Raw genomic sequence first — 24,083 nt, forward strand, 5'->3', positions numbered from 1 at the left:
AGGGAAGAACCACTGCCCCCCCCCATCTCACTCTACGGCCACCTCTCCCGGTTCTCCCCCCCCCCCCCCCCCCTCGGCCCACACCTTCGGACAGTCGACCGGACGGCGGCCGCCGAGGGATGCGCGCCCGCCTCGTCAAGCACGTCTACCTGCTGGGCGAACCAGGGATGCCGCTGCTGTGGCAACTGTCCGCACGTTCTGCGGCCATGAGCTCTCAGGAGCCGGACAGCAGCGGCCGAGATGCAGGGACGCCGGCCCTCGGCTGCCCGCCCTCGCGGGCGGTCACCGGTCCGCGGATCAGCACGGACAGCCCACTCGGACGTGATCGGCGAGGCTCCCTGTCAGCGCCCCGTTCCGTGAACGGCTGCCAGGATGGCGTGTTGGTATTCCGCTTCGGCCTGTGCACTCGTGAAGCCCGTGCATGCGGTGACCTGCCGGGTGTTGGTGAATTCAGAGGAGAACCAGTCGGTGACGTTGTCGTCGACGGCCTGAGTGATCGCCGGTGACCCGGTTTTCAGGCGGAAGCCGACCTGTTGGCAGACGTGGCTCTCGGGGCGGATGAGGTGCCATACGACGGCCGCGTCGAAAATGGGCTTGGCCGGGAAAGCGTTCGCCGCCACCTCGTCCACAAGCGGCCGTGAAGACCGCCCGAAGTAACGCGCGAGCGGGTCCGGATCGGTGGCCATCTCGCGCAACCGGTCGAGTGGGATCGGAGCGAGGGACGACAGCTCGAAGTTGATGGCGGTGAACGGGATCGAGGTTTGTTCGAGTACGATCGCCTCCGCGCGCGGATCCATGATGTAGTTGAAGTCCACCGCGGGATGACCGTACAGTTCCAGCGGTGTTGTCGGCTTGCTGCCGACCAGCGCGACGACCCGTTTGATGCGTGCAGCTTCCGCGGGGTAGTTCATGGCGAGGCAGGCCACGTCAGTCAGCGGTCCGATGGCGAGGATGGTCAACCCCCGCGTTCGACGCAGTTGATCGACCATGAATCGGACACCGTCGTTGACGCAACTGTCAGTGAGGTCCGCCCCACCGGTGTCTTCTTGGCGAAGGACCGGCAGCCAGACGTCCGCCCCCTGGACCACGGGAACCCGGGAACGGAGCGCCCTCCTGGTGGCTCGTGCGGTGACCATCGAGGGTTTGACCAGCGAGTTCCCCATCGTCACGACGACGCCCCGAAGGTCGACACGCTGTGCGACGGCAAGGGCGAATGCGTACGCGTCGTCGATGTCGGGAACCGAGGTGGCGATTCCGTTGCGATTACCCGTGGTCAATCCCATCGCCAAATCGGTGGACAGGATGACCGGCTCCCTCCGGTTGCCGGAGGGGAAGGATTCCTCCTTCCCCTGGACGAAGGGGTCGACGGCATCCGATGGCGCGTACAGGGGAGAGCGGGCAGCCGTCTGGGCCACGCTCACGTTGCTGCACAGCACCACGGACACGAGTAGCCCGACGCTGCTCGCGATGAGTTTCCTCACCGCAGTCCAGTAGTGTCGTCTCACTATGGCTCATTTCACTGACTAGGGGATTCGGGTAGCTGTCATCGATCGGGATCGTTGCTGCAACAGCCGACCTGGCAGCGACACCGTAGAGGGCGTCCTCAATGATCCGCCGAGTCGACACGATCAACATCGCTATGTTCACCCTGAGCCGGCATACCGGGCTTATCAACGCTCTCCGTGGTGATCTTCCATCCCGTTGCTGAACCAGACGCAATCCAGCACCGATTCGGATTCTCCGGGAAGCAGTCGCCGCGCGGAGCCCCGCAACCTGCGCCCCCGCCTCAACCTCGCCGGGAAATGGACAGCTTCACGAACTATTGCTCTTCTCGGGCTTTTGGTTGTTGCTGGGTGGCGCAGTGGATGCCACCGCCGCCTTCGGCGATGGCGTGGATCTCCAATGGGACGATCTCCCGGTCGGGGTAGAGGTCACCGATGACGGCGGCGGCTTGCTGGTCGGCCCTGCGGTCACCGAAGCGGGGTATGAGGACGGCGCCGTTGGCGATGTAGTAGTTGACGTAGGAACAGAGGAAGTCCTCCCCGCGGCGGCCGAGCCTGGCGGGGTCGGGCTCGGGAAGGTCGATGACCTCGAACTTCCTTCCCCGGGCATCGGTCGCGTTCTCCAGGACACGGCGGGCCTGATCGTAGGCGCGGGTCCACACGTCGGGTCCCGCACCGTCCCAGGCGCGGCTGAGCAGGACCACGCCGTTCTCGCCGAAGCGGGCCAGGGAGTCGACGTGGCAGTCGGTGATGTCCTGGCCTTTGACGCCCTTGAACCAGATCACCTTGTCGGCGCCGACCAGGCGCTTGAGAGCGTTCTCGACCTCGTCCCGACTCAGGTCGGGGTTGCGGTCGGGGTTGACCAGCGAGCTCTCGGTGACCAGGAGGGTGCCCTGCCCGTCCACCTCCAACGAGCCGCCCTCCCCTACCAGGGGCGCGTCGACGCGGGTGACACCTGCGTACTCCAGGACGGCGCGGGCGACCTTCGCGTCGTACTCGTGTTCCTGCTTGCCGCCCCAGCCGTTGAAGTGCAAGTCGATGCCCTCGATGCCCTCCGCGCCCTGGACGAAGGTCGGGCCGCTGTCGCGCATCCACAGATCGTCGGTGGGCACGGCGATCACGTCGACTCCTGAACCACAGGCCCGGCGGGCGGCCTTGACCTCCTCAGGGGCGGCCAGGATGACCACGGGCTCGTACTCGGCCAGCGCCCGGGCGATGCCCGCGATGTCACGCTGGACGTCTCCCGCCATGTCCTCCCAGACCGAGTCGAGCGGCGGCCAGGACATGAACGTGCGGACGTGCTCACATATCTCCGCAGGCATGAACCATGCCACCCGTTCTCCGCTGGGCACCGGGGTCTGCCCTGTCCCCACCGACGAGCCCTCCGCCCGCTGTTCCTGCCCCTGGGCACACGCTGTCAACCCTGCGGCGGCGAGCACGGCTGCCACGCCGCCTCCCAGCACACCTCGGCGGTCCGGTCTCCTCATGACGAGACTCCCCTTCCTGCACGCAGACAATTCCTGACTGAAATTTCAGTCAGGAAGAACGGTAGCATTGCGACCGTCACCGCCCGGAACGCTTCGAGGGGGAGCCGAAACCCGTGTCCGCCCGCCGCACCGCCATCCTGGAAGCCGCCGCCCGCGTCATCGCGCAGCGCGGCATCAGAGGCCTGCGAGTCGAGGAGTTGGCCGAGGAGGCCGGCGTGTCGACCTCGCTGATCTACTACCACTTCCGCGATCGGGCCGGCCTGCTCGCCGGCACCCTCGACTTCATCAACACCCGCGCCGAGCACTACACCCACCCCGCCACCGATCCCGCCACCGATCCCCGCGGCCACCTGGAAGAGATGTTGCTCCTCGAACTACAGGACACCCCCGCCGTCGTCGAGAACAGCACCGCTTGGGGCGAACTGCGCTCCTCCGCCGTCTTCCAACCCGAACTGCGCGATCAGCTCCGCACCACCACTGACGGCTGGAACGACTACACCCGCGGCCTCATCCACCGCGCCCAGCAAACAGGCCGCGCATCACCTGACATCTCACCGGAAGACGCCGCAGACCGGCTCACCGCCCTCGTCGAGGGGCTCAGCAAACGCTGGCTCAGTGACACCCTCACCCTCGACCGCGCCCGCCACCTCCTGCGCGGTGCCATCATCGCGGAACTCGGCCCATGACCCGGCCACCGGCACGACCCTCACCCCGACCTCGTCCACAACAGGGCGTCACCGCACGGACCACCCTGTTACCGATCACTTCAGAGGAGGTTCATGGGCGTCTCGAGCAGGCGTTGCTGCGGGCGAGCTGCCGTAGGCGGGGGTGATGGTCGGCGCGTACCTCGTGGTGGACAGGTAACCGTGTGAACCCGTGCAACCGAACGAACATGCGCTCCACGAACCTCCGGGCTCTGCCCATGTCGGAGCCGTGGCGGTGTCTTCCTGCAGGCACCCGGTCATCTGCCGGCAACCAGCCGGCGCATCGGTGCCGCCGTGGCGCGCGCGCCGGGAGCCGCAGGGCAATGCTCTCCCACAGGTCATCAGGAGCGGGAGCGAGATCGTCAGACACCGCCAGGCCGCTGGAACGCCCCACTGCCAATCCGGCGCACCGGTCTCATGGCGAAACGATCAGCTGGAAGTACCTATCGGCCTTCTTCGGGCGCTGATCGCCGGTCGGCGAGGCGATCCCGGTCGGCGGCGTTGCCGGTGCGAGCCTCGGTGCGGTGGCCCCGTGCCAGGTAGTCCCGGACGATCAACTCGACTGCGTCCTGCGGGCTTCTGGTACCGGCCAGCAACATGGCGTCGATGGCCAGGTCGCTGTCCAGGCTGATGGTGACCTTTGCCATGGCACTCCCTCAAGGCTCCCCACGCAGCCTATCCACGATCGGAGGGGACTGCTGCACGATCGGGTGACAGCGGGGTCTACGCAGTCAGAGCTGCGAGTGGGGTCCCGATGATCTCGTACCCGACGGAAGGCCGTCGGACCAGGGCCGGGCCCCGCCGACCGGCTCCGGCCCGCACGTCTCTTAGAACTCTCTTATGGGTGACGACTATCCACTCCCCCATGACGATCGATCTTTGGAACAGCGCACGGCGCCCCGGGCTCACCCTCGCCGTCGCCATCGCCCTCACGGCGACCACCATGGGCGTGACCGGCTGCAGCAGCGCCGCGGCGGGCACGGCGGAGGGCAGCACGGTCGACCTGCCCGTCGCCGGCGGCACCGCCACCGTCGACCCGGTGGCACTGGGGGTCACGGCCCGGACGGACGGTGGGCGGCGGGTGGTGCTCTCCGCGCCGACGGAGGAGGGCCTGGGAGCACCCGGTCGTCCGTACGGGTCACCAGGCCCGTTGGACCTATCCCGGCAAGGGCCTCAGCGTGACGGCGGCCGCGAAACACGGACGCCTCCGGATCACGATGCGGTCGACCCTGGACCAGGCGGTCCACTGGCCCGTCACCGGCACCGACACCGGCTCGACGGCCGTCCAATTACCCCGCGGAGAAGGCTTGGACGTCCCGGTGCGGGACCGGTTCTGGAACTCCGCGCCCGAGAAGGGCGGCCTCGCGGGTGCGACCGTGGACGTGGGCTCCGAGTTGTCCCTCCCCCTGTGGGGGTACACCATGGGGCGGCAGGGCGTCAGCTATCTCACGCCCACCGACATCGGTACTTCGCTCACCTTCGCCTCGGTCGGAGGCAGTCTGCGGGCCACCGCCTCGCACACCTTCGACGCGGGTGAGGGCACCCGCGACTACGAAGTCTCCTTCTCCCTCACGGACGGCGACCCGGTCGCCCCTGCGGCCGACTTCCGTTCCTACCTCGCCGAACGCGGGCAACTCGGCAGTCTGCGCGAGAAGATCGCACGGAACCCGGCGGCAGACAAGCTCCTGGGGGCGTTCCACGCCTACGTGTGGGGGGACGCGCGCACTGCCACCGGCGTCCGGAAGCTGAAGCAGTTGGGTGTCGACCGGATGTGGCTTGGCTACGACTCGGGCCCCGACCCGATGAGTGCGCAGGCGGTGCGGGCGGCCGGGCAGGCGGGCTACCTCGTCGGCCCGTACGACACCTTCGCCAACGGCCAGGACCCGCGGAAGGCCGACAGCCCCACCTCGGTGTGGCCCGACCGGGTCTACCCGGATTTCTGCGTCCGGAAGGCGGACGGCACCGCGGAGACGGGTTTCGGCGGTCGGGGCTGCTACTTGAGCTCGCGCGCCTTCGAGAAGGCCGAGCCGCGCGAGCACTATCTCGCCGACCGCACCCGCTCCATGGTCGCCAACGGTGCCGACAGCTACTTCCTGGACGTGGACGCGACGGGCGAGGTGTTCCGCGACCACGGCGAGGGCCACGAGATGACGAAGGCCGAGGACCGCGACATGCGGCTGGCCCGGATGGGACGGCTGTCGAAGGACCTCGTCCTCGGTTCGGAATCCGCACAGTCGTGGGCGAACGGGGTGCTGGCGTTCAACCACGGCTCCGGCACCCCGGTAGCCGACGGCCTGTGGAAGCTGGAGCGGGACAAGGAGCAGTGGGGCGGCTACTATCCGGCGAAGGCTCCCGGCGCGTTCTTCCAACCGGTCAGCCTTCCGGAGGAACTCGCCACCGCCATGTACGACCCGAGGTACCGCATCCCTCTGTACGAGACGGCGTTGCACGAATCGCTCGTCAACGCCGAGCGCTGGGAGCTCTCGTACGACAAGCTACCGGAGCAGAAAACCACCCGGTCACTGCTCGCGATGCTCTACAACACACCGCTCAACTACGTGCTCGACGGTCCGACGTTGGAGCAAAACGGTGCAGAACTCGCGGCCCTGCAAACCTACTTCTCGCCGTTGCACCGGGCAGCGGGTACGCAGCGGATGACCTCGTTCGCGTGGCTGACCGCTGACCGCGACGTCCAACGCACCGTCTTCGGCGGCGGCGCACTGACCGTCACCGCGAACTTCGGCACGACGACCCATGACGGTCTGCCGGCCCAATGCGTCGACGCCCAACTACGCAACGACGCACAGCCCCGACGCCTCTGCCCGGCCCGGCTGAGCGGCTGACGCCACCGGCGCCGGCTCGAACAGCACCACTCGGTGGCAGCGGTCGGGAGAGGCGCATCCGACAACACCCGCATACCGCGCCGTCGTGCAACCGACGGCTCCAAGAGTCCTCACCCGTGCTGACGGCGGGCGTGACCGCCGGGAGGACGGGAGCGTCCGGGACCGAGCGAACGGAGGTGCTGACCGGCAGGTGCCCGCGACCGACATGGGGCGGCGCGTCACACACCGTGGGCCAGGGTCATCCTCGGCCGCAGCGTGTGCGACCCGCGCGTCGTGATTCCGCCACCTTCCCGGGGCCGGTCCCCGTCCGCTCGCCGGTCCGTACCCAGGCATGGATCGCCCCTCGGCTGAACATCCCCCCGCCCCTGAACCGTATGGATGGGCGAGGCGGGATGGCCGCCCTCCGCGACCAGGGAGGTCTGCACAGGGATGTCGAACCTACGCTCCTTCGTGTCTAGGGCCATGCTCGTCGGGAGTGCCCAGCTGATCCTCCTCGCGATCGCCGCAGGACCGGCCGGGGCGCACGGCGCACCGACCGACCCGGTCAGCCGAGCCGTCGCGTGCGGTCCGCAGGGCAACCGTTCGGGGTCGGCCGCCTGTACCGCGGCGGTCAAGGCGGGCGGGTCCACGGCGTTCGAGGAATGGGACAACCTGCGGGTGTCGGGTGTCGCGGGCCGGGATCGTCAGAAGATCCCTGACGGCAAGCTGTGCAGCGGGGGCCTGGACACCTACAAGGGACTCGATCTGGCTCGCGACGACTGGCCCGCCACCGCGCTCACAGCCGGCGCGGACTTCACGCTGACCTACACGTCGACCATCCCGCACCGGGGCACCTTCAGCGTGTACCTCACCAAGGAGGGCTACGATCCGCGCGCTCCGTTGAGCTGGGCCGACCTGGAGGACGAGCCGTTCCTCACGGTAAAGGATCCCGCGCTCCGCAACGGGGCCTACCGTCTCCGGGGCGAACTCCCCGCCGGGCGCACGGGTCGACAGCTGATGTACACGATCTGGCGCAACACCGGAACACCGGACACCTACTACTCCTGCTCCGACGTCGTCCTCACCCGGGCCGATACCGCTGCTGGCGACAAGGCCCGGCCCGAGGAGGGCACTTCGGGCAACAGCCCGGCGCCCGAAGGAGGCCCGGCAAGGAGCGCCCGGGACACGGTTCCCGAACGGCCCGCGCCACGGTCCCCCTCGCACCCGGCCGGGGCGGCGGCCACGTCCACGGCCGCGTCGACCGCCCCGGCTGGTTTTCCGATCACGGCCACGGCCGCGGCAGCGGCCCTGACCGTCGCAGGCGCCGCGGTCGTCTTCGTGCGCCGCCGCCGGCGCCCGGCTCGCGTGCACCACGGCCAGCGGCATCGACGACCGTGACGGCGGTGTCTCGTTCACGCCCCGGGACGCCTGCGGGCACTCGAAGCGTGTGACCTGTCTCGCGACGACGCCGGCGTCGAGTCTCCGTTCCGGCGGCAGGTGCAGCGCCGACCCCTCGGCAGCACCACCGGCCGCGTCGGGGGCCGGCGGTCGTCATGGAGCGCACGGGGCGGTAACGCGCGCGAACGGGCGGGCAGGTTGGGGTAGTGGCCGCCCGGGGCGTGGCCGGTGGGTGGGTACGGCTGACCGACTGGCCCGATGGCTACGCAGTGGACGGGTACGACTGGCCCTCCGGGTACGCAGCGGCCGACGGGCCGTAGGGGTTGCCCTGCAGTGGGTTCGGCTGAGCCGGGTGGGGTGGTGTGGTCATGGACGGATCTCCAAGGGGTACGAGGGGTGCGCGTGCGCCGTGCCGTGGGCGGCGTCGGCCCGTGCTGCCGGCGTCGATACCCTCGCGTCGCATGAGGAGAGGGGGGCGGTGGACGCGGCGGCCCCGTCGCCATCAGGAACGCTGACCACGTCCGACGGCTCTCCTCGTACGCGGCCAGGAGCCGCTGTGACATCGCCGAGGTCTTCCGCCCTGACACGCAGCAGCGGGCACGCCTCCCGCTTCCGGGTGCGTCCCGGACGGGCGCGCCGGCCCGGTCGCAGCCAAGCATATGGGTGATGAGTACATGGTCAACACGTGGGGCGTCCTTCTCGGTTCCGCTTCCCGCGCCTGATGGACGACGACTTGACCGCCGGTGCTGGGGCGCCCTCCCTCGCCGTCCGGCGCGCAACCGGACGAAGCAGTGCAGCTGAACCACCGTCAGGGCCGGTGCAGGGGCGACCAACACCACTTCCCTCCCGAGTTGCATCGTCGGCCGCCGGCTCCATCGCTGTGCGTGGCTGCGAGAGAACCGTCGCGTGGAGCAGGGTCAGTGACGGAGACGGAACGGAACCTCGCCAGGCTTGCGACAGAACCGCGGCAGGAGCGCGCCTGCACGACGGACGGACGTCAGCCGTCACCGCCATCACCGCCATCACCGCCCTGTCCGCTCGTGAGACAGCCGATTCCGATGCAGATCCCGCCGGCACCACCCCTGCCTCCCGTACCACCGTCACTGCCTTCGGTCGCGACACCGCCGTCACCGCCCCTGCCTCCGTTGGCGCTCTCATCGCAGATCCCGGTGCAGATCCCGCCGGCACCACCGTCCGTGCCGTCACGCCCGGGGACTCCGACGGCACCATCACCTCCGTTGGCGCTCCCCTTGCAGAGCCCGACACAGACCCCTCCCTTGGAGCCGTCGGTCCCGTTCACCGACCCGTTGCAGTTGCCCGCACACACCCGGTCCCCGACTCGGAAGCTGCCGTCCATGCCCACCTTGACCTTGCCGAGCAGGCCGCCATCTCGATCGGCGGGCAGTTCATGGGGGACTCGTGTGGGGCTGGCACCGGTCTGGGGCACGTGAGCCGCCATCGCCGCCGGAGCCGTCACGCCGCCGCCGAGCAGCACGATCGACGCCGCGAGCCCCATGCGCATTTTCCAAGAGATGGTACTCATAGATTCACTCTTTCTGTGTATCTCCCCACACGGACCGGGGGAAACAATGGAGACACCGACTGGGCAACCCATGGATGCCTTTACGGAATTAATCCTGACCGACCTCTCCCGCAAAACTCCCGACAATTCGGAGCTTGACCTACACCGCTACCACATCAATCCAAGCGGGTTTCGCCTCGATTCCGAATTCCCCTCAGGAATTCCAGGAGAAATTGGCGACCCTGGAAAAGACCCTCGTCGCTGCGCGGCTTTCCCCTCCACGACCGTGGCGCCCCGGAGACCGGCCAGTACACCGGAGCGGCCGCCTGCTGGGATGCAGACGGCCGCTCCATCACGACCCCCACTCACCCTCGGGCCCGAACCGGAGGCCTGACGCCGACCGACCGTTCACCGTCCCCCGGCCCGTCAGCCGACGAGGGTGTCCTTCGCCATCAGCGCGGTCCAGTCGCCCTCGAGGAATTGCTTCCTCCAGGCGTCGATCACCTCTTCCGAGACCCGGTACTTCTTGGCCACCTCCGCACGCGTCGTGTCACCGGACATGACGGCCAGCACGATCCTGACCTTGTCCACGACCGTGAGATCGCCCTTGGCCTTGTCCGGCAGCTCGCCCAGTCGGAAGCAGCCCAGCGTTCCCGGCTGACCGGGCTCACCCGCCTGACCGGGTTCACCACCCTTGCCGCCCGCGCCGACCTTGCCGCAGTCCGACGGCATGCCCGGAAGGTCGTCGAGCTGGAGGCAACCAGCCTGGCCGGGTCTGCCCGGCTCACCGGGCCGACCAGGCGATCCTCCCTTACCGCCGTCCCCTCCCTTGCCGCATTCCGCGAACCGGCCCGCCATGTCACCGACGGAAGGGGGGTGGGTGGCACCCGTTGCGGCGTTGGGCGACGCGTGGGCGGCACAGGCGGCGCCTGAGGCGATCGCGAGTGAGGCCACCAGCAGGACGAAGGGACGTTTCCAGAGGTTTCTGGACATGGGGGTTCTCCGTTTCCAAGTCGAGGAGTCGCCGCGACGTTCGCGGTGAGAGTGGGTTGGGGTGTGTCCCGCGTGGTCGGGCCGGTGGCCCGGCGGGATGGGCCCCCTTACCCACCGGGGACCCACCAGCAGACACCACAGGTCATGACACCCGCGGCCGGTCAGAAGACGCTGATGCCACCCGCACCACCAACCCCGCCCAGACCACCCGGACCGAAGACACTGCTCCCGCCCCCACCAGCCTTCCCGCCCCCACCACCATCACCGAAGACGCTGTCACCACCACGGCCACCATTACCCCCCACACCACCAGGACCGAACACACTGTCACCACCCCCACCACCGCCACCCCCACTACCGCCATCACCAAAGACACTCACACCCCCAGCACCACCAACACCACCCTTGCCACCACCACCGAAGACACTCTCACCACCCCCACCACCGCCACCGCCACCGCCCCCACCACCAAAGACACTGCCCCCACCAGAGCCACCCGCACCACCAGCACCACCAACACCAAACACACTCCCCCCACCAGAGCCACCCGCACCACCAGCACCACCCGCACCGAAGACACTGCTCCCCCCGGCACCACCAGCACCACCAGCGCCACCATCACCCACGAACGACGACACCCCCACCGGAACCGACACCACCGGAGCCGACACCACCGCCGCCGACGCCGGCAACGCCACCACCGACGACACCACCGCAACCGACGCGAAAATCACCGCCAGACGAAAACCCCGACGCCGCGGACGAAAATCCCCACCAAAACCAACACCACGAGAAAGAACCACACGAGACATAACCAAACCCCAATCCCATAACGGACCTTCCACCCGGAAAATCCAGCCACACAACCAGGCATCCCCACCAGCAGCCCCAACCAGCACCAACACCAGCCGACAACCACCACACGAAAACACCCGACCACCAGAAAGAACGAACCCCAACCAACGGCATCCGCCCTCCCCACCAGCCCCCGTCCCATTCCAACGAGGACCACACCCCCAGTACGCCCCACCCCCCACACCACCGTCACGTACCGACCAATCGGGACTTGACAAAACCCACCACACCCACCCGTCTCCCCCACACACCAGTGTCTGATCGAGGCACGCGCGGACCGTGACGACCGACGGGGGCACCTCAACGACGGAAAAGGGCGTGGCCCGGCACTGGTTCCAGTGCCGGGCCACGCCCCACGTGCACCCCGTTGTCCGCCCCGCACGGGACGGGCGTGCGGATGCGAACGGCTGTCGGGACGGGGACGCTCTCAGACGGCGACGGCGCGCCCCGCTGCGAAGATCTTCGCGGTCTCGGCGACGCGCCGCCCGAGGTGTTCCGCCGTGGCGGCGTCGGCCTTGTGCACACCCTCCGGCCCCTCGTCGGCATTGGTCTGGGCACCGGCACCGAGGAAGAACCCGAGGCGGTTGAGGTCGTTCTCGGAACCCCCGGTGGAGTTCCAGCCGGGCTTGAGACCGAGGTTGACCCAGTGCATGCCGTGCTGGGCGGCGAGGATCTGGAAGAACTGCAGGGTGTGCAGCTTGTCACCGCTCTTGGACCCGGAATTGCTGAAGCCGGCGGCGAGCTTCCCGTGCCAGGCGTCCGAGAACCAACGCTTGGAACTTGCCTCGGCGAATACGTGGAACGCGCCCGAAGCGGTGCCCATGTACGTGGGGGACCCGAAGACGATCGCGTCCGACCGGTCGAGCAACTCCCAGTCGGCATCGGTGATCTCGTCGACCTTGATCAGGTGGACGTCCGCACCGCCGAGCGCGGCCCCGGTCTTCACGGCTTCGGCGAGAACGGTCGTGTGCCCGTACCCGGAGTGGTAGGCGATCGAGACGACAGGCGTGGTCATGGACTTCTCCTCACGGCGCAGGACAGGGCTGCGGGTTCGCTGTCACCCCTGATGAGGCGACGGCCACCACACTTACACTAACTGCTGGAAAGCGCAAACTATTCACTAGCGCTAACGTCGGGAAACCGATGCAGAAGGAGTGGCCGACGGGTCAGACCGCCACGATCGAGCGCAGTGGACGGCGCGCACGGGCACGGACTCCGGGTCCGCAGGCGATGCATCGGCTCACGTCACGGTGGCTCCGATGGGCGCACGCCTCGCGCCGGGGCCGTATGCCGTACGCAGGCACCATGAGGGTTTCGAACGCGACGACGTGCCCCTGCGGGCCGGGCCGCAGGGGCTCACGCCCGACTGGACAGGGCGCGCCTCTGCTCGTTGACGTGGCGGCACGAAGCCGGCGGGGGCACCCCCGTAACCCCCGCCGGCCCCACGCGCCGCTACGCGGGAGGGGCGGTGCGGCTCTCCCGCTTCACCACGCGGCCGTACCAGAGCATCAGCGCCGGAGGAAGGATCAGCTCCACCGCGATGAACGAGGCGTACACGGCGTGTGGCGCACCGACCGCGAAGTAGGAGACCGCGCGCGTCGATCCGCCCAGGAACACCGCACCGAAGACGACCCGCACGAGCGCGCCGTGTCCTTCCGGCTGCCGTGCGGCAGCCAGCAGGGCGATTCCCAACGCGCACCACACCCCTGCGAAGAAGCGGTAGTTGCTGTCCAGCGTGGTGCTCACGTCCAGGTCTCCCGGCAGAGCGGCCGGCCCGGCGACAACGTCCGGCGCACCCGTGCACAGCACGACCACCCCGAGCAGCGCCAGAACGCCCTGGAACGTACGACGTGACGACATGTTCGACTCCTCCGGACGGCTCTCGTGTCCATCCTGGGCCGGCCCGGGGCTCGTCGGAAGGTTTGTCTGATGCAGGTGCGGACCCTATTGATACCGTGGTGTGCATGGACCAGTCGTCCGATCCGAGCATCCACCAGGTGAGGCTCTTCCTGGTGCTGGCAGAGGAGTTGCACTTCGGCCGTGCGGCACGGCGCGTCTACATCAGTCAACCCGCGTTCAGCCGCCAGATCAGACGGCTCGAGGAGCACCTCGGCATCGCGCTCGTCGAGCGGTCCACCAGGCGCGTCGAGCTCACTGCGGCGGGACGGGACCTGCTGCCGGCGATGCGGGCCCTGACGGAGGCCGCGGACGCGCTGCGTTGCTCCGTCGCCGAGGAAGTCCGCACGGTTGCGGGCCGTCTCGTGCTCGGGTCGTACATCACCGCACTTCCCGTGGTGACGGAGCTCGTCGCGTTGCTGCAGCGGCGGCACCCCCGGCTCGAAGTGGATGTGCGCGAGGTGGACTTCGTCGCCCAGACCTCCGCACTGCTGGACGGCAGCGCCGACGCCGTGCTCTGCTACGCACCCGTGCCCGCCGGCATCCAAACCCTGCGTCTGGCGAGCGAGCCGCAGGTGGCCTGCCTGCCCGAGGGCCACCCGCTCGCCGACCGCGCGTCGGTGTCACTGGCGGAGCTCGCGGGGACGCCCGTCGTGGGGCTCGCACCGACCGTGCACCGGGAGTGGCGCGACTTCTGGGCGGCCGATCCACGTCCCGACGGGACGTCTGTCTCCTACAGCACCCACACCGCCACCACCTTCGAGTCGAGCGTCTCGGCCGTGAGCCGGGGGCACGGCATGCGTTTCGTGTCGGCGGCCTGCCGGGAGCTGTTCCCGCGGCCGGGCATCCGCTACGTCGACGTGTCCGACGCCCCACCGTGCGCGGCGGTGCTCGCCTGGACCACCGCGCGCCGCGATACCCCTGTGGTGGTGGCGCTGCGCCGCGCCGCCGCCGACATCGCCGCAGCACTGCGCGGTGTTCCTGATCCCCGTTGGTGGCACACGGGTTTCGCAGCGGGGACCTGACCGTCGTGGGCTGAGGACGCAGTCCGGCCGCCATCCACCGGTGGGTTGCGGCCAGCGAGAGTGGGGTGACTCGCGGGCACCCGTCGGGCTCCGTGAACTGGCCTTGTTGCCGGCGCACTTGTTCCCTGGGGCTTGCGCGGGCGCGGCTCGGTGGTCAGTCACGCGTTACCGGGTCGGGCGTCCTCACCCCGGTGGGGGAAACACGCGCCACGGCCGATCTGCGACGTTCGGTCCGTCCCAGCCGGGCCGCGGCTCAGGCCGCTCGGGGCGGGTCCGGCCGTTCGTCCGACGGCGCCGGAACGATCCGCCCGTCAGCCGGGACGAGGTCCGGCACGACGCGCAGACGGCGTCCCGGCGCCGGAGGATCGGCCTGACCACCGGCACCGAGCACGGATTCCTCGTACCGTCCCAGCGCGAGCACGGCTCCCAGCAGGGCGGGCGGTATGAGCAACGAAGCGAACAGCACGTCAACGGCCTCCTCTCGCCCGGACGCGTTGTCCGGACGGCCTGTGAGCGAGGTGGTTCCCCGGCCGCCGTGTCGCCCCGCGCCCGTGGGCGCCGACTCCCCGGGGAACGCCCGCCCGCGGCCGAGAGGAACTCCCGGCACAGGTGCGGCGGCACCGGGCGCCCCGCACCGGACCCGCGCCCTGCGGTGCCGGTGGCACCGCAGGCGACGCGCCGTCACCGACGGGCTTCCGCACCTCCCTGCGTCTCGTGGGAATCCGGCTACCCGCCCGTCTGCGGGTCATTCCGACCGGGTGGTGCACCGTCACGTCGAGCGCTCGCCCGGGTGCGTGGGGGAGGCGAGCCACCGGCGACGGGCCCGTGCCACACCCCGGGGCGACCTGCCCGCCGCAGGTGAGCCGCCGCCGGACGGTCCGTCACCGGGGCGCGGGGCCTTCCTCCAGGGGCACCGCGGCCCGTCTCGAAGTCCCTCGTCGTGATCGCTCCCACGGCGCCGCTGTGCACCGGCGGGGCATCCTTCCCCAGCCCCCGCACACAACGTGTCCGAGTCGGCGACGGATGGCCGGGCGGCAGGCATCGGAGACGACACGGGGGTGGCCGTCCACTCCGGCGCATCGGGCCCCGTCGGCTTGGGCTGTGGGGCTGAACGGGCAGGGGAAGACGTGTGTCCGACCTCCTTGGTTGCGTGACGACCATCACGCTGTCTCTTCGCGCCCGGTGTCGACCGGATGCCCCGTGCCGGGCGTATGCCCGGTGAAGCGAGAGATCCGGGAGTGCTGTTGACCGTCGAGGAGTTCGAAGAGTTCTACGCCCAGGCCGTGACGCGTCTTACGGGGCAGTTGTACGTCATGCTCGGGGACTTGCACGAGGCACAGGACGTCGTTCAGGAGGCGTTCGTCAAGGGCTGGAACCAGCGGCGGCACCTCGACCGCGACGGCCGGCCCGAGGCATGGATCCGTACGGTCGCCTGGCGCCTGGCCGTGAGCAGATGGCGGTTCCGGCGGCGCACCGCCCATGCCTGGAAGCGCAGCGGGGCCCCGCCGCACGTGGAGGGACCGGGGCCGGAGCAGGTGGCTCTGGTCGAGGCGCTGCGCCGGCTACCGGTGCAGCAGCGCCGGACGATGACGCTGCACTACGTGTGTGACCTCACCGTCGAACAGATCGCGGGGGAAACCGGTCTGTCCGCCAGCACCGTCAAGACCCACCTGGTCCGCGGACGGAACGCACTCGCGGAGCACCTCCAGGACCCGCGCATTGAGGAGGCCCCCGATGCCTGATCCCCATGACCCCCTGCGGTCCCTGTTCAGCGAAGCGGCCGCCTCGGGACGAGCTCGCGCCGAAGCGCCTCCGGTCGGGCGGATCGTCGAGCGCGGCAGGAGGGCGCACCGCCGCCGGGTCGCCGCGCTGGCAGCCGGGGCGTGTCTGGCGCTTGCCGGTGGCGGCGCCGCCACGGCCGTCCTCTTGCCGGGCGAGCGCCCGCCCGCCACCCCGGCGACCAGCCCGGCGACCAGCCCGTCCGGCAGTCCGACCGGCAGCGAAACGGCGCCCGCACGGACGCCCCGCCCGCCGTCGACCGCCTTCCCCACCTTCCCCGACGACGGCGCCACGAGGCCGTCCGCCACGTCGAGCGTCCCCGGCACGTCGAGCGACCCGGCCGTCACCCCGACACGCCGCTCGACAGATGGGACGAGCACGTCCCCGCGCTGATCGGACAACGACCCACCGAGTGACCCGGCGAGCCGCCCTTCGGCGGTGCCGCACGCCTCCCCACACCCAGGAATTCCTTTGATGCCGCTTTCGTCGATCCGGGCGCGTGGGTTCGTTCCCGCTCCCGCACCGCGCTCCCGCACCCGGCACACTCCGCCGCAACGCTCCGCAGCGGCGGGGGCGCCGCGCCGCCCGGTGTCTCCGCGCCGCTCGCGCAACCCCTTCGCACGACTGCACCCCGAGGACCGTCACGTGCTCTGGCTCTACGCCATGACCCGGGCGGCCGTCTGGACGCTCGCCTACTGCGCCCGGTGGCTGTTCCCCGCCGACCGGGACGACCGCGACCCCGGCTCGTTCCTCGCTCCCTTCCAGCACTGGGACTGGGTCCACTACCTGCACATAGCGCAGGACGGCTACTTCCCCGGGCAGGCAGGACCCTGGCGGGACGGCTGGGACAACAGGGAAGCCTTCTTCCCCGGCTTCCCCTTCCTCCTGCGCGCCGTCCACACCGTCGTCCCGGACTGGGCGGTCGCCGGACTGCTCATCTCCTTCGCCGCCGGAGCCGTCGCCGTCGTCGCCCTGGCCCGGATCGCCAGGACGCGCGTCCCCGGCACGGGGTCGGGGCGGCGCGCCGTCCTGTACCTCCTGCTCTCGCCGTGCGCGGTCTTCCTGGCCGTCGGCTACACCGAGTCGCTGTTCCTCGCCTTCGCGCTTCCCGCCTGGCTCGCGGCCCAGCGGCACCACTGGCCGCTCGCTGCCGGACTGACCTCCCTGGCGGTGACGGTGCGGGTCAGCGGCCTCTTCCTCGCGGCCGCCGTCGCCGTGCAGTTCGCCGTCACCGCCCATCGCCACCGGCAGTGGCGCGCTGCGCCCTGGCTCGTCCTGCCGGCACTGCCCGCGGTCCTGTACAGCTGGTACCTACAGGTCCACACCGGGGATTGGATGGCGTGGAAGCACGCGCAGGAGCGCGGCTGGTACCGGAACTTCCACGCACCGTGGGAGGCGTGGTCCAACACGTGGCACGCGGCCTTCGGGCGGACCCAGACCACCGGGTACGCCTTCATGTTCCAGGTCGAACTCCTCGCCATGCTGCTGGGCATGCTCCTGCTCGGCCTGCTGGTGCGGAGACGGTGCTGGCCGGAGGCGGTCTACGTCGGCCTCAGTCTCTGGGCGCTCGGTACGTCGTACTGGTACACGTCCCTGCCCCGCGCGACCCTGCTGTGGTGGCCCCTGTGGACCGGACTCGCGGCGTGGACCGTGCGACGCCCCCGGTTCGAGGCGGCCTACCTCTGCCTCGCCGCCCCCCTGGCAACCGTCTTCGCCTTGACCTACCTGACGGGGCGGTGGACCGGCTGACGGCCGGACACCGCCCGCCCTGCACGCCCACCGGGGCTCCGGGTTGACGCGTCGTCGGTGACGCCGCCGCTGGGGCCGTTGGTACGACACGGGGCGGCGGCGCGTCCCGCACGTCAGGGCCGCCGGGGTGCGGCAGGGGCTGCGGACCCTGTGGGGCGAGCGCCCGGGTGAGGAGGAGCCGGAGGACGCGCCCGGACGCCGATGGGGAGCGGGTCCCCAACCCCCGACTCCTGAAATGCGCGCCGACAGGGAGCGCACTGCCCCGACGGCGGCCGACCGGGCGCGCCGTCACACGGTCGCCGCGCATGGGTCGTCGTCCTCACCGACGGGTGATGGTTTCGGGCGGGACGTGCTCGGTGACCGTCGGCCGGAGATCAGGCCGACGGCCACCGTTCCGCAGGAACGAGGTTGTCCTCGTGGGCGTCAGCTCGTCCTGGTGTCCTCGGGGAGGGTCACGAGCCAACGGGTCGCCGGTCGAGGGCGCAGGTAGAGGGCCCAGTAGAGGGTGGCGGCGGCGGTGATCCCGCCGGTCCACAGCAGGTACTGGCTCTCCTGCTGGCTGAGGATGTACACCAGCACGGCGATCAGGAGCAGGGGGACGGCGGGCCAGAGCGGCATGCGCCAGGCCGGCGTGTCCCTGTGGGGCGTCCGGCGGCCCGCCAGGGCGGCGACCGCGACGAGCAGGTACATACCCGTGACCGACACTCCGGTCACGCCGTAGAGCGTGTCGAGGTTGACGAAGCACAGGGCCGCACCGGGGACGCCGACGAGCAACGTCGCGACCCACGGGGAACCGAACCGACCGAGGCGGGCGAGCGCGTTGTTGACCGGCTGGGGCCACGCCTTGTCCCGGGCCGAGGCGAACAGAACGCGGGAGTTCTGGATCACCATGACGATGCCGGCGTTGACGATCGCGAGGGCGACGCAGAGGCTGACGAAGGTGCCGACTGCCGAGTTGCTCCACGCGGCGACCATCGATCCGATGTCCCCGGAGGTGAGGGCCGCCAGGTCGGGGGCGCCCATGGTGATGGCGATGACCGGGACGAGGATGACGGCTGTGGAGATCGCGAGGGTGGCAAGGACCGTGCGTGCCACGTTCCGGCGCGGGTTCTCCAGCTCCTCGGAGAGGTAGACGGCGGTGGAGAAGCCCTGGGTCACGAAGAGCGCGATGGCGAGGCCGGACACGACGAGCATCGCCGTCACCGGCTTGCTCGTGCCGCCATCGGCGGCGACGACGCCGTGGACCAGGCTGTCGGCCCCGCGCTCGGTGTGGGCGAAGCCGAGGACGGCGACGACCGCGGCCGCGACGACCTCCAGGACGAGGAAGACGCCGGTGATCCAGGCATTGGCCCGCAGGTCCAGCAGTCCGGCGAGCGTGGCCAGCAGCATGACTCCGGCGCCTGCGGCCTCGGCGGGCAGGTGCACCAGCGGGGCGAGGTAGTCGGCCGTCCCCATGGCGATCACGGGCGGCACGATCATGACCACCAGCAGGGAGAGGACGAACACCAGCCAGCCGGCCAGCCTTCCGGCGAGGGTGGACACCATGGCGTACTCGCCGCCTGCGCTCGGGATGAGGGTGCCGAGCTCCGAGTAGCAGAAGGCGACGCCGATGCACAGCAGGGAACCGATGGCGATGGTGAGCGCGGTGAAGGTGCCGAGATCTGCGAAGAGGTCCGGCACGACCACGAACAGGGTGGAGGCGGGCGTCACGCAGGACAGCGTCAGCAGGGTGCCGCCGACGACGCCGATGGATCGCTTGAGCGTCCTGGAACTACTCGGGCCGTCGAGGTCGGCTGTCGCCGCCGGGACAGGCTCCGCGGCGATTGGCTGGCTGAGGGTGTCGGTCATCGAGCGTTCCGATCGCTGGACGTGGCTGGTGGCGGCGCACGCGCCTATCGCCTCCGTGTCTGACGTGGTGAGCTTCCGCTCCTGGCGAGTTATGGAAGCAATGCGAGATCCGGACGTCAACCCCCGATCTTCTACGAAATTCGTTGCCGAAGGGCTTCTTCATGTCGGTTTTCGCATCCTGACCGATATGCCCTATACGCTTCCGAACCTTGAGACAATCGACTTGAAAACTCATAACACCTTCGATATTTAGGTCAACCGGCGGTTCGACCTGTCATACGGAAGGGCGTCCTAACCTCCCCCGGGCTCGCACCGCGGTCCACGGGAGCACCGAAATCGCAGCGGCGGCGAGCGGAAAAGCCGAATGCGTCCCGGAATGCGGTCGCGCAGGCGGGCCGCGCGACCGCCCCACCGCCACGGTGCTTCCCCAAGCACCAGATCGTGCCCGTCCCGTCGACCACCCTGGATCCGCTCCGCCGCGCCGACACCGCCACGGCCCGCCCGTGCGTGCGTGCCGCCTTCCCGGCGTACGCATCGCCGCCCTGCTCGGCTCTGCCCGGCAGTCCCGCGGACGTAGAATGATCGACAAGGCCTCCCCACAGCCCTCGCCGTTCGCATCCGCTCGGAGCCGCGGGAGGCACCCGTGAGCGACCGGCGATGACCGTGGGACCTCCGGCCGCATAGGACCGGTCCGGTGGATACGACCGGCGACCCGGCCGGGCGGAACCCCCTCACTGGCCCCCTGAGGACGGACATGGCCGACGAGGTGCACATCCAACTGCTCGGGAGTTCCGACGTCTCGGTCGGAGGGCGCGCCGTCGCCGCCGGGGCGTGGCGGCTGCGCAAGGCCCGGAGCGTGCGGGACCGGGAGGACGCGGCCACCGCGCGTGCGCGGGAGGCGTTCACACGGACGGGCGACCTTGACCGACTGTGGCGCGGCGCGTCGTACCCGCAAAGCGGGTGCCGGCGGATGCAAAGGAGCATGTCCCACTTTCCTTCACATCGGATCGCACACCCGGACCAAGGAGACCGACGATGCCGACCGAAACGACACGGGGAGTCCTCGGGGACGCCACCATCGACGAGCTGGAAGCGGCGCTGCGCGGCACGGTGGTGCGGCCGGGCGACGCGTCGTACGACGACGCACGGGCGGTTTGGAACGCGGCACACGACCGCAGGCCCGCCCTGATCGTGCGCTGTGCCGGGACCGCCGACGTGATCAGGGCCGTCGCGTTCGCGCGCAGCCGGGACCTGGTCGTGGCCGTACGGGGCGGGGCGCACAGCATCGCGGGATTCTCCACCTGCGACGGCGGCATCGTCATCGACCTGTCCCCCATGCAGGGGGTCCGGGTCGACCCCGTTGGGCGCCGGGCCGTCGCGCAGCCGGGCCTGACATGGGCGGACCTCGACCGCGAGACGCAGGCGTTCGGCCTGGCGGTGACCGGTGGCCTGGTGTCGTCGACCGGCATCGCGGGCTTCACTCTGGGTGGCGGCGTCGGCTGGCTGGTCCGCCGTCACGGATTGACCTGTGACAACCTCGTGGCGGCCGATGTCGTGACCGCGGACGGCCGGCTCGTCCACGCCAGCGCCGAGCAGAACCCCGACCTGTTCTGGGCGTTGCGCGGCGGTGGCGGCAACTTCGGGGTCGTCACCTCGTTCGAGTACGAGCTCCACCCGGTGGGACCCGACGTGCTCGGCGGCCTGATCTTCTACGGCCAGGACGAAGCGCAGCAGGTCCTCAGCCGTTGGCGCGAGCTGACCACCGACATGCCCGACGAACTGACCACCCTGGTCGACCTGACGACGGCGCCACCCCTCCCGTTCCTGCCGAAGGAGGTGCACGGCACCCGGATCGTGGTGGTGGGCGGCATGTACGCGGGGTCGGTCGAGGACGGGGAGCCCGCGGTCCGCCCGCTGCGCGGGCTCGGCACCCCGATCGCCGACGTCATGGGCCCGATGCCGTACACGGCGATGCAGACGTTGCTGGACCCCCTGTGGGCGCGCGGCGCGCACAACTACTTCACTTCGGCCTTCATCGAGCCTTCCGACGCCGCCGTCGACGCGCTGGTGCGGCTGCACCAGACGACGCCGACGCCCTTCAGCGAGATGCACCTGCACCAGCTCGGTGGCGCCTTCGGGCGCGTTCCGGTCGACGCGACGGCCTTCAGTCAGCGCGGGGCGGGCGTCCTGTGCAACGTGATCGCCCGCTCCCCCGATCCAGCGGGGTTCGACGCCCACGCCGCATGGGCACGCCGAGCGCGCGAGGAGATCGCACACCACGGCAACGGCGCGATGTACGTCAACTTCACCGGGGACGCGGCGGAGGACAAGGTCCGTGCGTCGTATCCGCCGGCGGTCCTCGACCGACTCGTACGGGTGAAGGACGAGTACGACCCCACGAATCTGTTCCGGCTCAACCAGAACATCCGGCCGAGCCGCGCAAGCTGACACCGCATCGGGCTCAAACCTCTCCGACGCGCCGTCACCACGGGTCGACGGAGAAGCCCGATGAAGCAGCCGGCGGGCCCTGTAGGGGCCCACCGGGGCTCGTGGCCTCCGCGTCCGTCCTGCCGGCGCGAACGCGCGGTGCCCCAGACGGACTTCCGACCGTCCGGGGCACCGCGGTGGCGTTGCGACCGGGCTACTTCACATTGACCGCGTTCCACGCGGCAGCGACGGTCTTCGCCTCCGTGCCGTCCGCGCCGTACAGGTCGTCGGCCGCCTTCAGGGTCGCCTCACGGGCGGCCTGGTAGTCGGTCGTCGAGGTCATGTACGTGGTGAGTGCCTTGTACCAGATCTTGTAGGCCTTGTCGCGACCGATCCCCGTGACGGTGGAGCCGTCGGACGTCGGGGAGTCGTACTCGACGCCGTTGATCGTCTTCTTGCCGCTGCCTTCGGCGAGCAGGTAGAAGAAGTGGTTGGCGATGCCGGACGAGTAGTGGACGTCGACATCGCCGGCGCCCTCCTGCCAGGCGTCCAGGGAGTTGCCGTCCTTGCTCGGCTTGTCCATGTAGCGCAGGGGCGTGCCGTCGCCCCTGATGTCGATCTCCTCACCGATCAGGTAGTCGCCGACGTCCTCCTTGTTGTCGGCGAAGAACTCGACCGAGGTGCCGAAGATGTCACTCGTCGCCTCGTTGAGGCCGCCGGACTCACCGCTGTACTCGAGGTTCGCGGTGTGCGAGGTCAGTCCGTGGCTCATCTCGTGGCCCGCCACGTCGATCTCGGTGAGGGCCTTCTTGTTGCCTTCGCCGTCGCCGTAGGTCATGCAGAAGCAGCTGTCGTCCCAGAAGGCGTTGACGTACGAGTCGCCGTAGTGGACTCGGGAATACGCGGCCTTGCCGTCACCGGCGATGCCGTTGCGCCCGAGTTCGGACTTGTAGAAGTCCCAGGTGACCGCCGCCCCGTAGTGGGCGTCGACGGCGGCGGTCTGACGGTCGTCGTTGGAGCCGCTGCCCCACGTGTCGTCGTCGTCGGTGAACAGCTTGCCGGTGCCGCTCTGGCCCTGCTCGAGGTCGTACGTCTTGTGGCCGCCCCGGTCGCCGTCCGTGAGCTCGAAGCCCGAACCGGTCTTGGTGGTGGTCAGGTTGACCTCGCCGCTGTACTGGCTGGTGCCGGTTCCGGTTTCGATCGCCTCGAACTGGTGCAGCTTCTTCCCTGTGTGCGCATCGGTGATGGTGTGCAGCCGGCTGGGCGTCCCGTCCTTCTGCACGCCCTCGGTGACGGCCTCGAAGGCCAGCACGGGCTTGCCCGCGCGGGCCCAGATCACCTTGCGGGCACCAGCTGCCACCTTGCGCGAGGTGACGGTGGTCGCCACGGCTATGCGGGCGTCACTGGCCTTGTCCACGCTCTTGATCTCGCCGCTCTTCGACGCGTGCGTCACCAGGTCGCCGCCGAGGACCGGCAGGCCCTCGTACGTGCGCTCGTAGCGGGTGTGCACGGTCCCGTCGGCGTCCTTGATGACGTCGCGGACGACGAGCTTCTCCTTGCCGCCGAGGCCCAACTCTCTGGCGGCCGCCGCGGACTGCTCCTGAGCGGCCTTGAGGTCGACGCTCCGTTCGGACGCTCGAGGCGCCGGAGTGGGGTTCGCGCTGTGCTCCGCAGGAGCGGCCGAAGCGGTTTGCACGCCCGCGACGACCATGGCGGCAGCGGCCGCGAGAGCAGCCGCACGCCGGGTGTTCTTGTGGGGGGTCATGCGCTCTCCATCGTTGTGCTCTGTGGGGGGTTGAGCATCACGAGGGTCCCACCGAATGCACGAAGTTGACGGAAGGCCACCAATATCTCACAACTCTTTGACAGATTCTTGTTCGATTAATGCACCATTACATCCGTTATTTGACATTGCTTTGACGGTGCATCACCTCATCACCAAGCACGAGCAGTTGCGGCAGCGACGTGCGACATGAGTACGCCTGGGCAGTGCCCACGGCTCGGGCACCCGACTCGACGCACGTACGCCGACCGCCGGCACCGCCCTCACCACGCCTCCACAAACGGCATGTCCGC

The 24,083-nt window shown here is 69.7% G+C and carries 21 protein-coding genes; 9 read left to right on the forward strand and 12 right to left on the reverse strand.

Annotated features, from left to right (window positions below):
* Window positions 1-341: 341 nt before the first annotated feature.
* Together ACFXOM_RS34215 and ACFXOM_RS34220 are read right to left on the reverse strand one after the other, a co-directional pair.
* Window positions 342-1,505 carry a nucleoside hydrolase gene (locus ACFXOM_RS34215; RefSeq protein ID WP_385041336.1) on the reverse strand — a complete coding sequence of 388 codons (1,164 nt, stop codon included), beginning with the start codon at window positions 1,503-1,505 and terminating at the stop codon, window positions 342-344.
* Between the two features lie 314 nt (window positions 1,506-1,819).
* Window positions 1,820-2,989, reverse strand: coding sequence for an agmatine deiminase family protein (locus ACFXOM_RS34220; protein WP_385041339.1), 1,170 nt, complete (start codon window positions 2,987-2,989; stop codon window positions 1,820-1,822).
* 113 nt (window positions 2,990-3,102) lie between these two features.
* On the opposite strand from ACFXOM_RS34220, the gene ACFXOM_RS34225 reads away from it, so the two are divergent.
* Window positions 3,103-3,675, forward strand: coding sequence for a TetR/AcrR family transcriptional regulator (locus tag ACFXOM_RS34225; protein ID WP_384949269.1), 573 nt, complete (start codon window positions 3,103-3,105; stop codon window positions 3,673-3,675).
* Window positions 3,676-4,136: 461 nt separating this feature from the next.
* On the opposite strand, the gene ACFXOM_RS34230 is transcribed toward ACFXOM_RS34225, so the two are convergent.
* Complete coding sequence (locus ACFXOM_RS34230) at window positions 4,137-4,340, reverse strand: hypothetical protein (protein ID WP_384936527.1); 204 nt, start codon at window positions 4,338-4,340, stop codon at window positions 4,137-4,139.
* Window positions 4,341-4,416: 76 nt separating this feature from the next.
* Entirely contained in the window at window positions 4,417-4,749 is a 333-nt protein-coding gene (locus ACFXOM_RS34235; RefSeq protein WP_384949267.1) for a hypothetical protein, read from the reverse strand.
* A 161-nt stretch (window positions 4,750-4,910) separates the two neighbouring features.
* Here ACFXOM_RS34235 and ACFXOM_RS34240 point away from each other — a divergent pair, with 161 nt between their 5' ends.
* Complete coding sequence (locus ACFXOM_RS34240; protein ID WP_385041342.1) at window positions 4,911-6,536, forward strand: glycoside hydrolase; 1,626 nt, start codon at window positions 4,911-4,913, stop codon at window positions 6,534-6,536.
* A 429-nt stretch (window positions 6,537-6,965) separates the two neighbouring features.
* Window positions 6,966-7,913, forward strand: coding sequence for a lytic polysaccharide monooxygenase (locus ACFXOM_RS34245; RefSeq protein ID WP_385041344.1), 948 nt, complete (start codon window positions 6,966-6,968; stop codon window positions 7,911-7,913).
* A 997-nt stretch (window positions 7,914-8,910) separates the two neighbouring features.
* Here the strand turns inward: ACFXOM_RS34245 and ACFXOM_RS34250 are convergent.
* From ACFXOM_RS34250 to ACFXOM_RS34270, 5 genes are all read right to left on the reverse strand, one after another.
* Window positions 8,911-9,456, reverse strand: a complete 546-nt coding sequence (locus tag ACFXOM_RS34250) for a hypothetical protein (RefSeq protein ID WP_384936536.1) — start codon at window positions 9,454-9,456, stop codon at window positions 8,911-8,913.
* Window positions 9,457-9,861: 405 nt separating this feature from the next.
* Window positions 9,862-10,428 (reverse strand): transposase, encoded by a 567-nt coding sequence (locus ACFXOM_RS34255; protein WP_384936539.1) that lies wholly within the window; start codon window positions 10,426-10,428, stop codon window positions 9,862-9,864.
* Between the two features lie 376 nt (window positions 10,429-10,804).
* On the reverse strand, window positions 10,805-11,050 hold the full coding sequence (locus ACFXOM_RS34260) for a hypothetical protein (RefSeq protein ID WP_384949262.1): 246 nt from the start codon (window positions 11,048-11,050) through the stop codon (window positions 10,805-10,807).
* A gap of 660 nt (window positions 11,051-11,710) precedes the next feature.
* Window positions 11,711-12,298, reverse strand: a complete 588-nt coding sequence (locus ACFXOM_RS34265) for a flavodoxin family protein (protein ID WP_384936545.1) — start codon at window positions 12,296-12,298, stop codon at window positions 11,711-11,713.
* A 437-nt stretch (window positions 12,299-12,735) separates the two neighbouring features.
* Complete coding sequence (locus ACFXOM_RS34270; RefSeq protein ID WP_384936549.1) at window positions 12,736-13,143, reverse strand: DUF4345 domain-containing protein; 408 nt, start codon at window positions 13,141-13,143, stop codon at window positions 12,736-12,738.
* A 104-nt stretch (window positions 13,144-13,247) separates the two neighbouring features.
* Between ACFXOM_RS34270 and ACFXOM_RS34275 the strand changes: the two genes are divergently transcribed.
* Complete coding sequence (locus ACFXOM_RS34275) at window positions 13,248-14,204, forward strand: LysR substrate-binding domain-containing protein (RefSeq protein WP_384949151.1); 957 nt, start codon at window positions 13,248-13,250, stop codon at window positions 14,202-14,204.
* A gap of 253 nt (window positions 14,205-14,457) precedes the next feature.
* On the opposite strand, the gene ACFXOM_RS34280 is transcribed toward ACFXOM_RS34275, so the two are convergent.
* Complete coding sequence (locus tag ACFXOM_RS34280) at window positions 14,458-14,670, reverse strand: hypothetical protein (RefSeq protein WP_384949148.1); 213 nt, start codon at window positions 14,668-14,670, stop codon at window positions 14,458-14,460.
* Between the two features lie 778 nt (window positions 14,671-15,448).
* Here ACFXOM_RS34280 and ACFXOM_RS34285 point away from each other — a divergent pair.
* The 3 genes from ACFXOM_RS34285 to ACFXOM_RS34295 all read left to right on the forward strand — a co-directional run bounded on the left by ACFXOM_RS34285 (window position 15,449) and on the right by ACFXOM_RS34295 (window position 17,732).
* On the forward strand, window positions 15,449-15,946 hold the full coding sequence (locus tag ACFXOM_RS34285) for a SigE family RNA polymerase sigma factor (protein ID WP_384936557.1): 498 nt from the start codon (window positions 15,449-15,451) through the stop codon (window positions 15,944-15,946).
* The gene (locus ACFXOM_RS34290) at window positions 15,939-16,376 is read left to right on the forward strand and encodes a hypothetical protein (protein WP_384949145.1); all 438 of its coding nucleotides are present in this window, start codon (window positions 15,939-15,941) and stop codon (window positions 16,374-16,376) included. Before ACFXOM_RS34285 ends, ACFXOM_RS34290 begins: the two co-directional genes overlap by 8 nt.
* Window positions 16,377-16,457: 81 nt before the next feature.
* The gene (locus ACFXOM_RS34295; RefSeq protein WP_384949143.1) at window positions 16,458-17,732 is read left to right on the forward strand and encodes a mannosyltransferase family protein; all 1,275 of its coding nucleotides are present in this window, start codon (window positions 16,458-16,460) and stop codon (window positions 17,730-17,732) included.
* 423 nt (window positions 17,733-18,155) lie between these two features.
* Here the strand turns inward: ACFXOM_RS34295 and ACFXOM_RS34300 are convergent, their stop codons facing one another.
* Window positions 18,156-19,580, reverse strand: coding sequence for an APC family permease (locus ACFXOM_RS34300; protein WP_384936565.1), 1,425 nt, complete (start codon window positions 19,578-19,580; stop codon window positions 18,156-18,158).
* On the opposite strand from ACFXOM_RS34300, the gene ACFXOM_RS34305 reads away from it, so the two are divergent.
* Entirely contained in the window at window positions 19,570-19,833 is a 264-nt protein-coding gene (locus ACFXOM_RS34305) for a hypothetical protein (RefSeq protein ID WP_385041347.1), read from the forward strand. The two genes, ACFXOM_RS34300 and ACFXOM_RS34305, sit on opposite strands and share 11 nt — an antisense overlap.
* 782 nt (window positions 19,834-20,615) lie before the next feature.
* The gene (locus ACFXOM_RS34310) at window positions 20,616-22,028 is read left to right on the forward strand and encodes an FAD-binding oxidoreductase (RefSeq protein ID WP_384949137.1); all 1,413 of its coding nucleotides are present in this window, start codon (window positions 20,616-20,618) and stop codon (window positions 22,026-22,028) included.
* Window positions 22,029-22,221: 193 nt separating this feature from the next.
* Here the strand turns inward: ACFXOM_RS34310 and ACFXOM_RS34315 are convergent, their stop codons facing one another.
* Window positions 22,222-23,772, reverse strand: a complete 1,551-nt coding sequence (locus ACFXOM_RS34315) for a M4 family metallopeptidase (RefSeq protein WP_384949134.1) — start codon at window positions 23,770-23,772, stop codon at window positions 22,222-22,224.
* Between the last annotated feature and the right edge of the window lie 311 nt (window positions 23,773-24,083).

Source organism: Streptomyces sp. NPDC059169, from assembly GCF_042755225.1.
Lineage (GTDB): Bacteria > Actinomycetota > Actinomycetes > Streptomycetales > Streptomycetaceae > Streptomyces.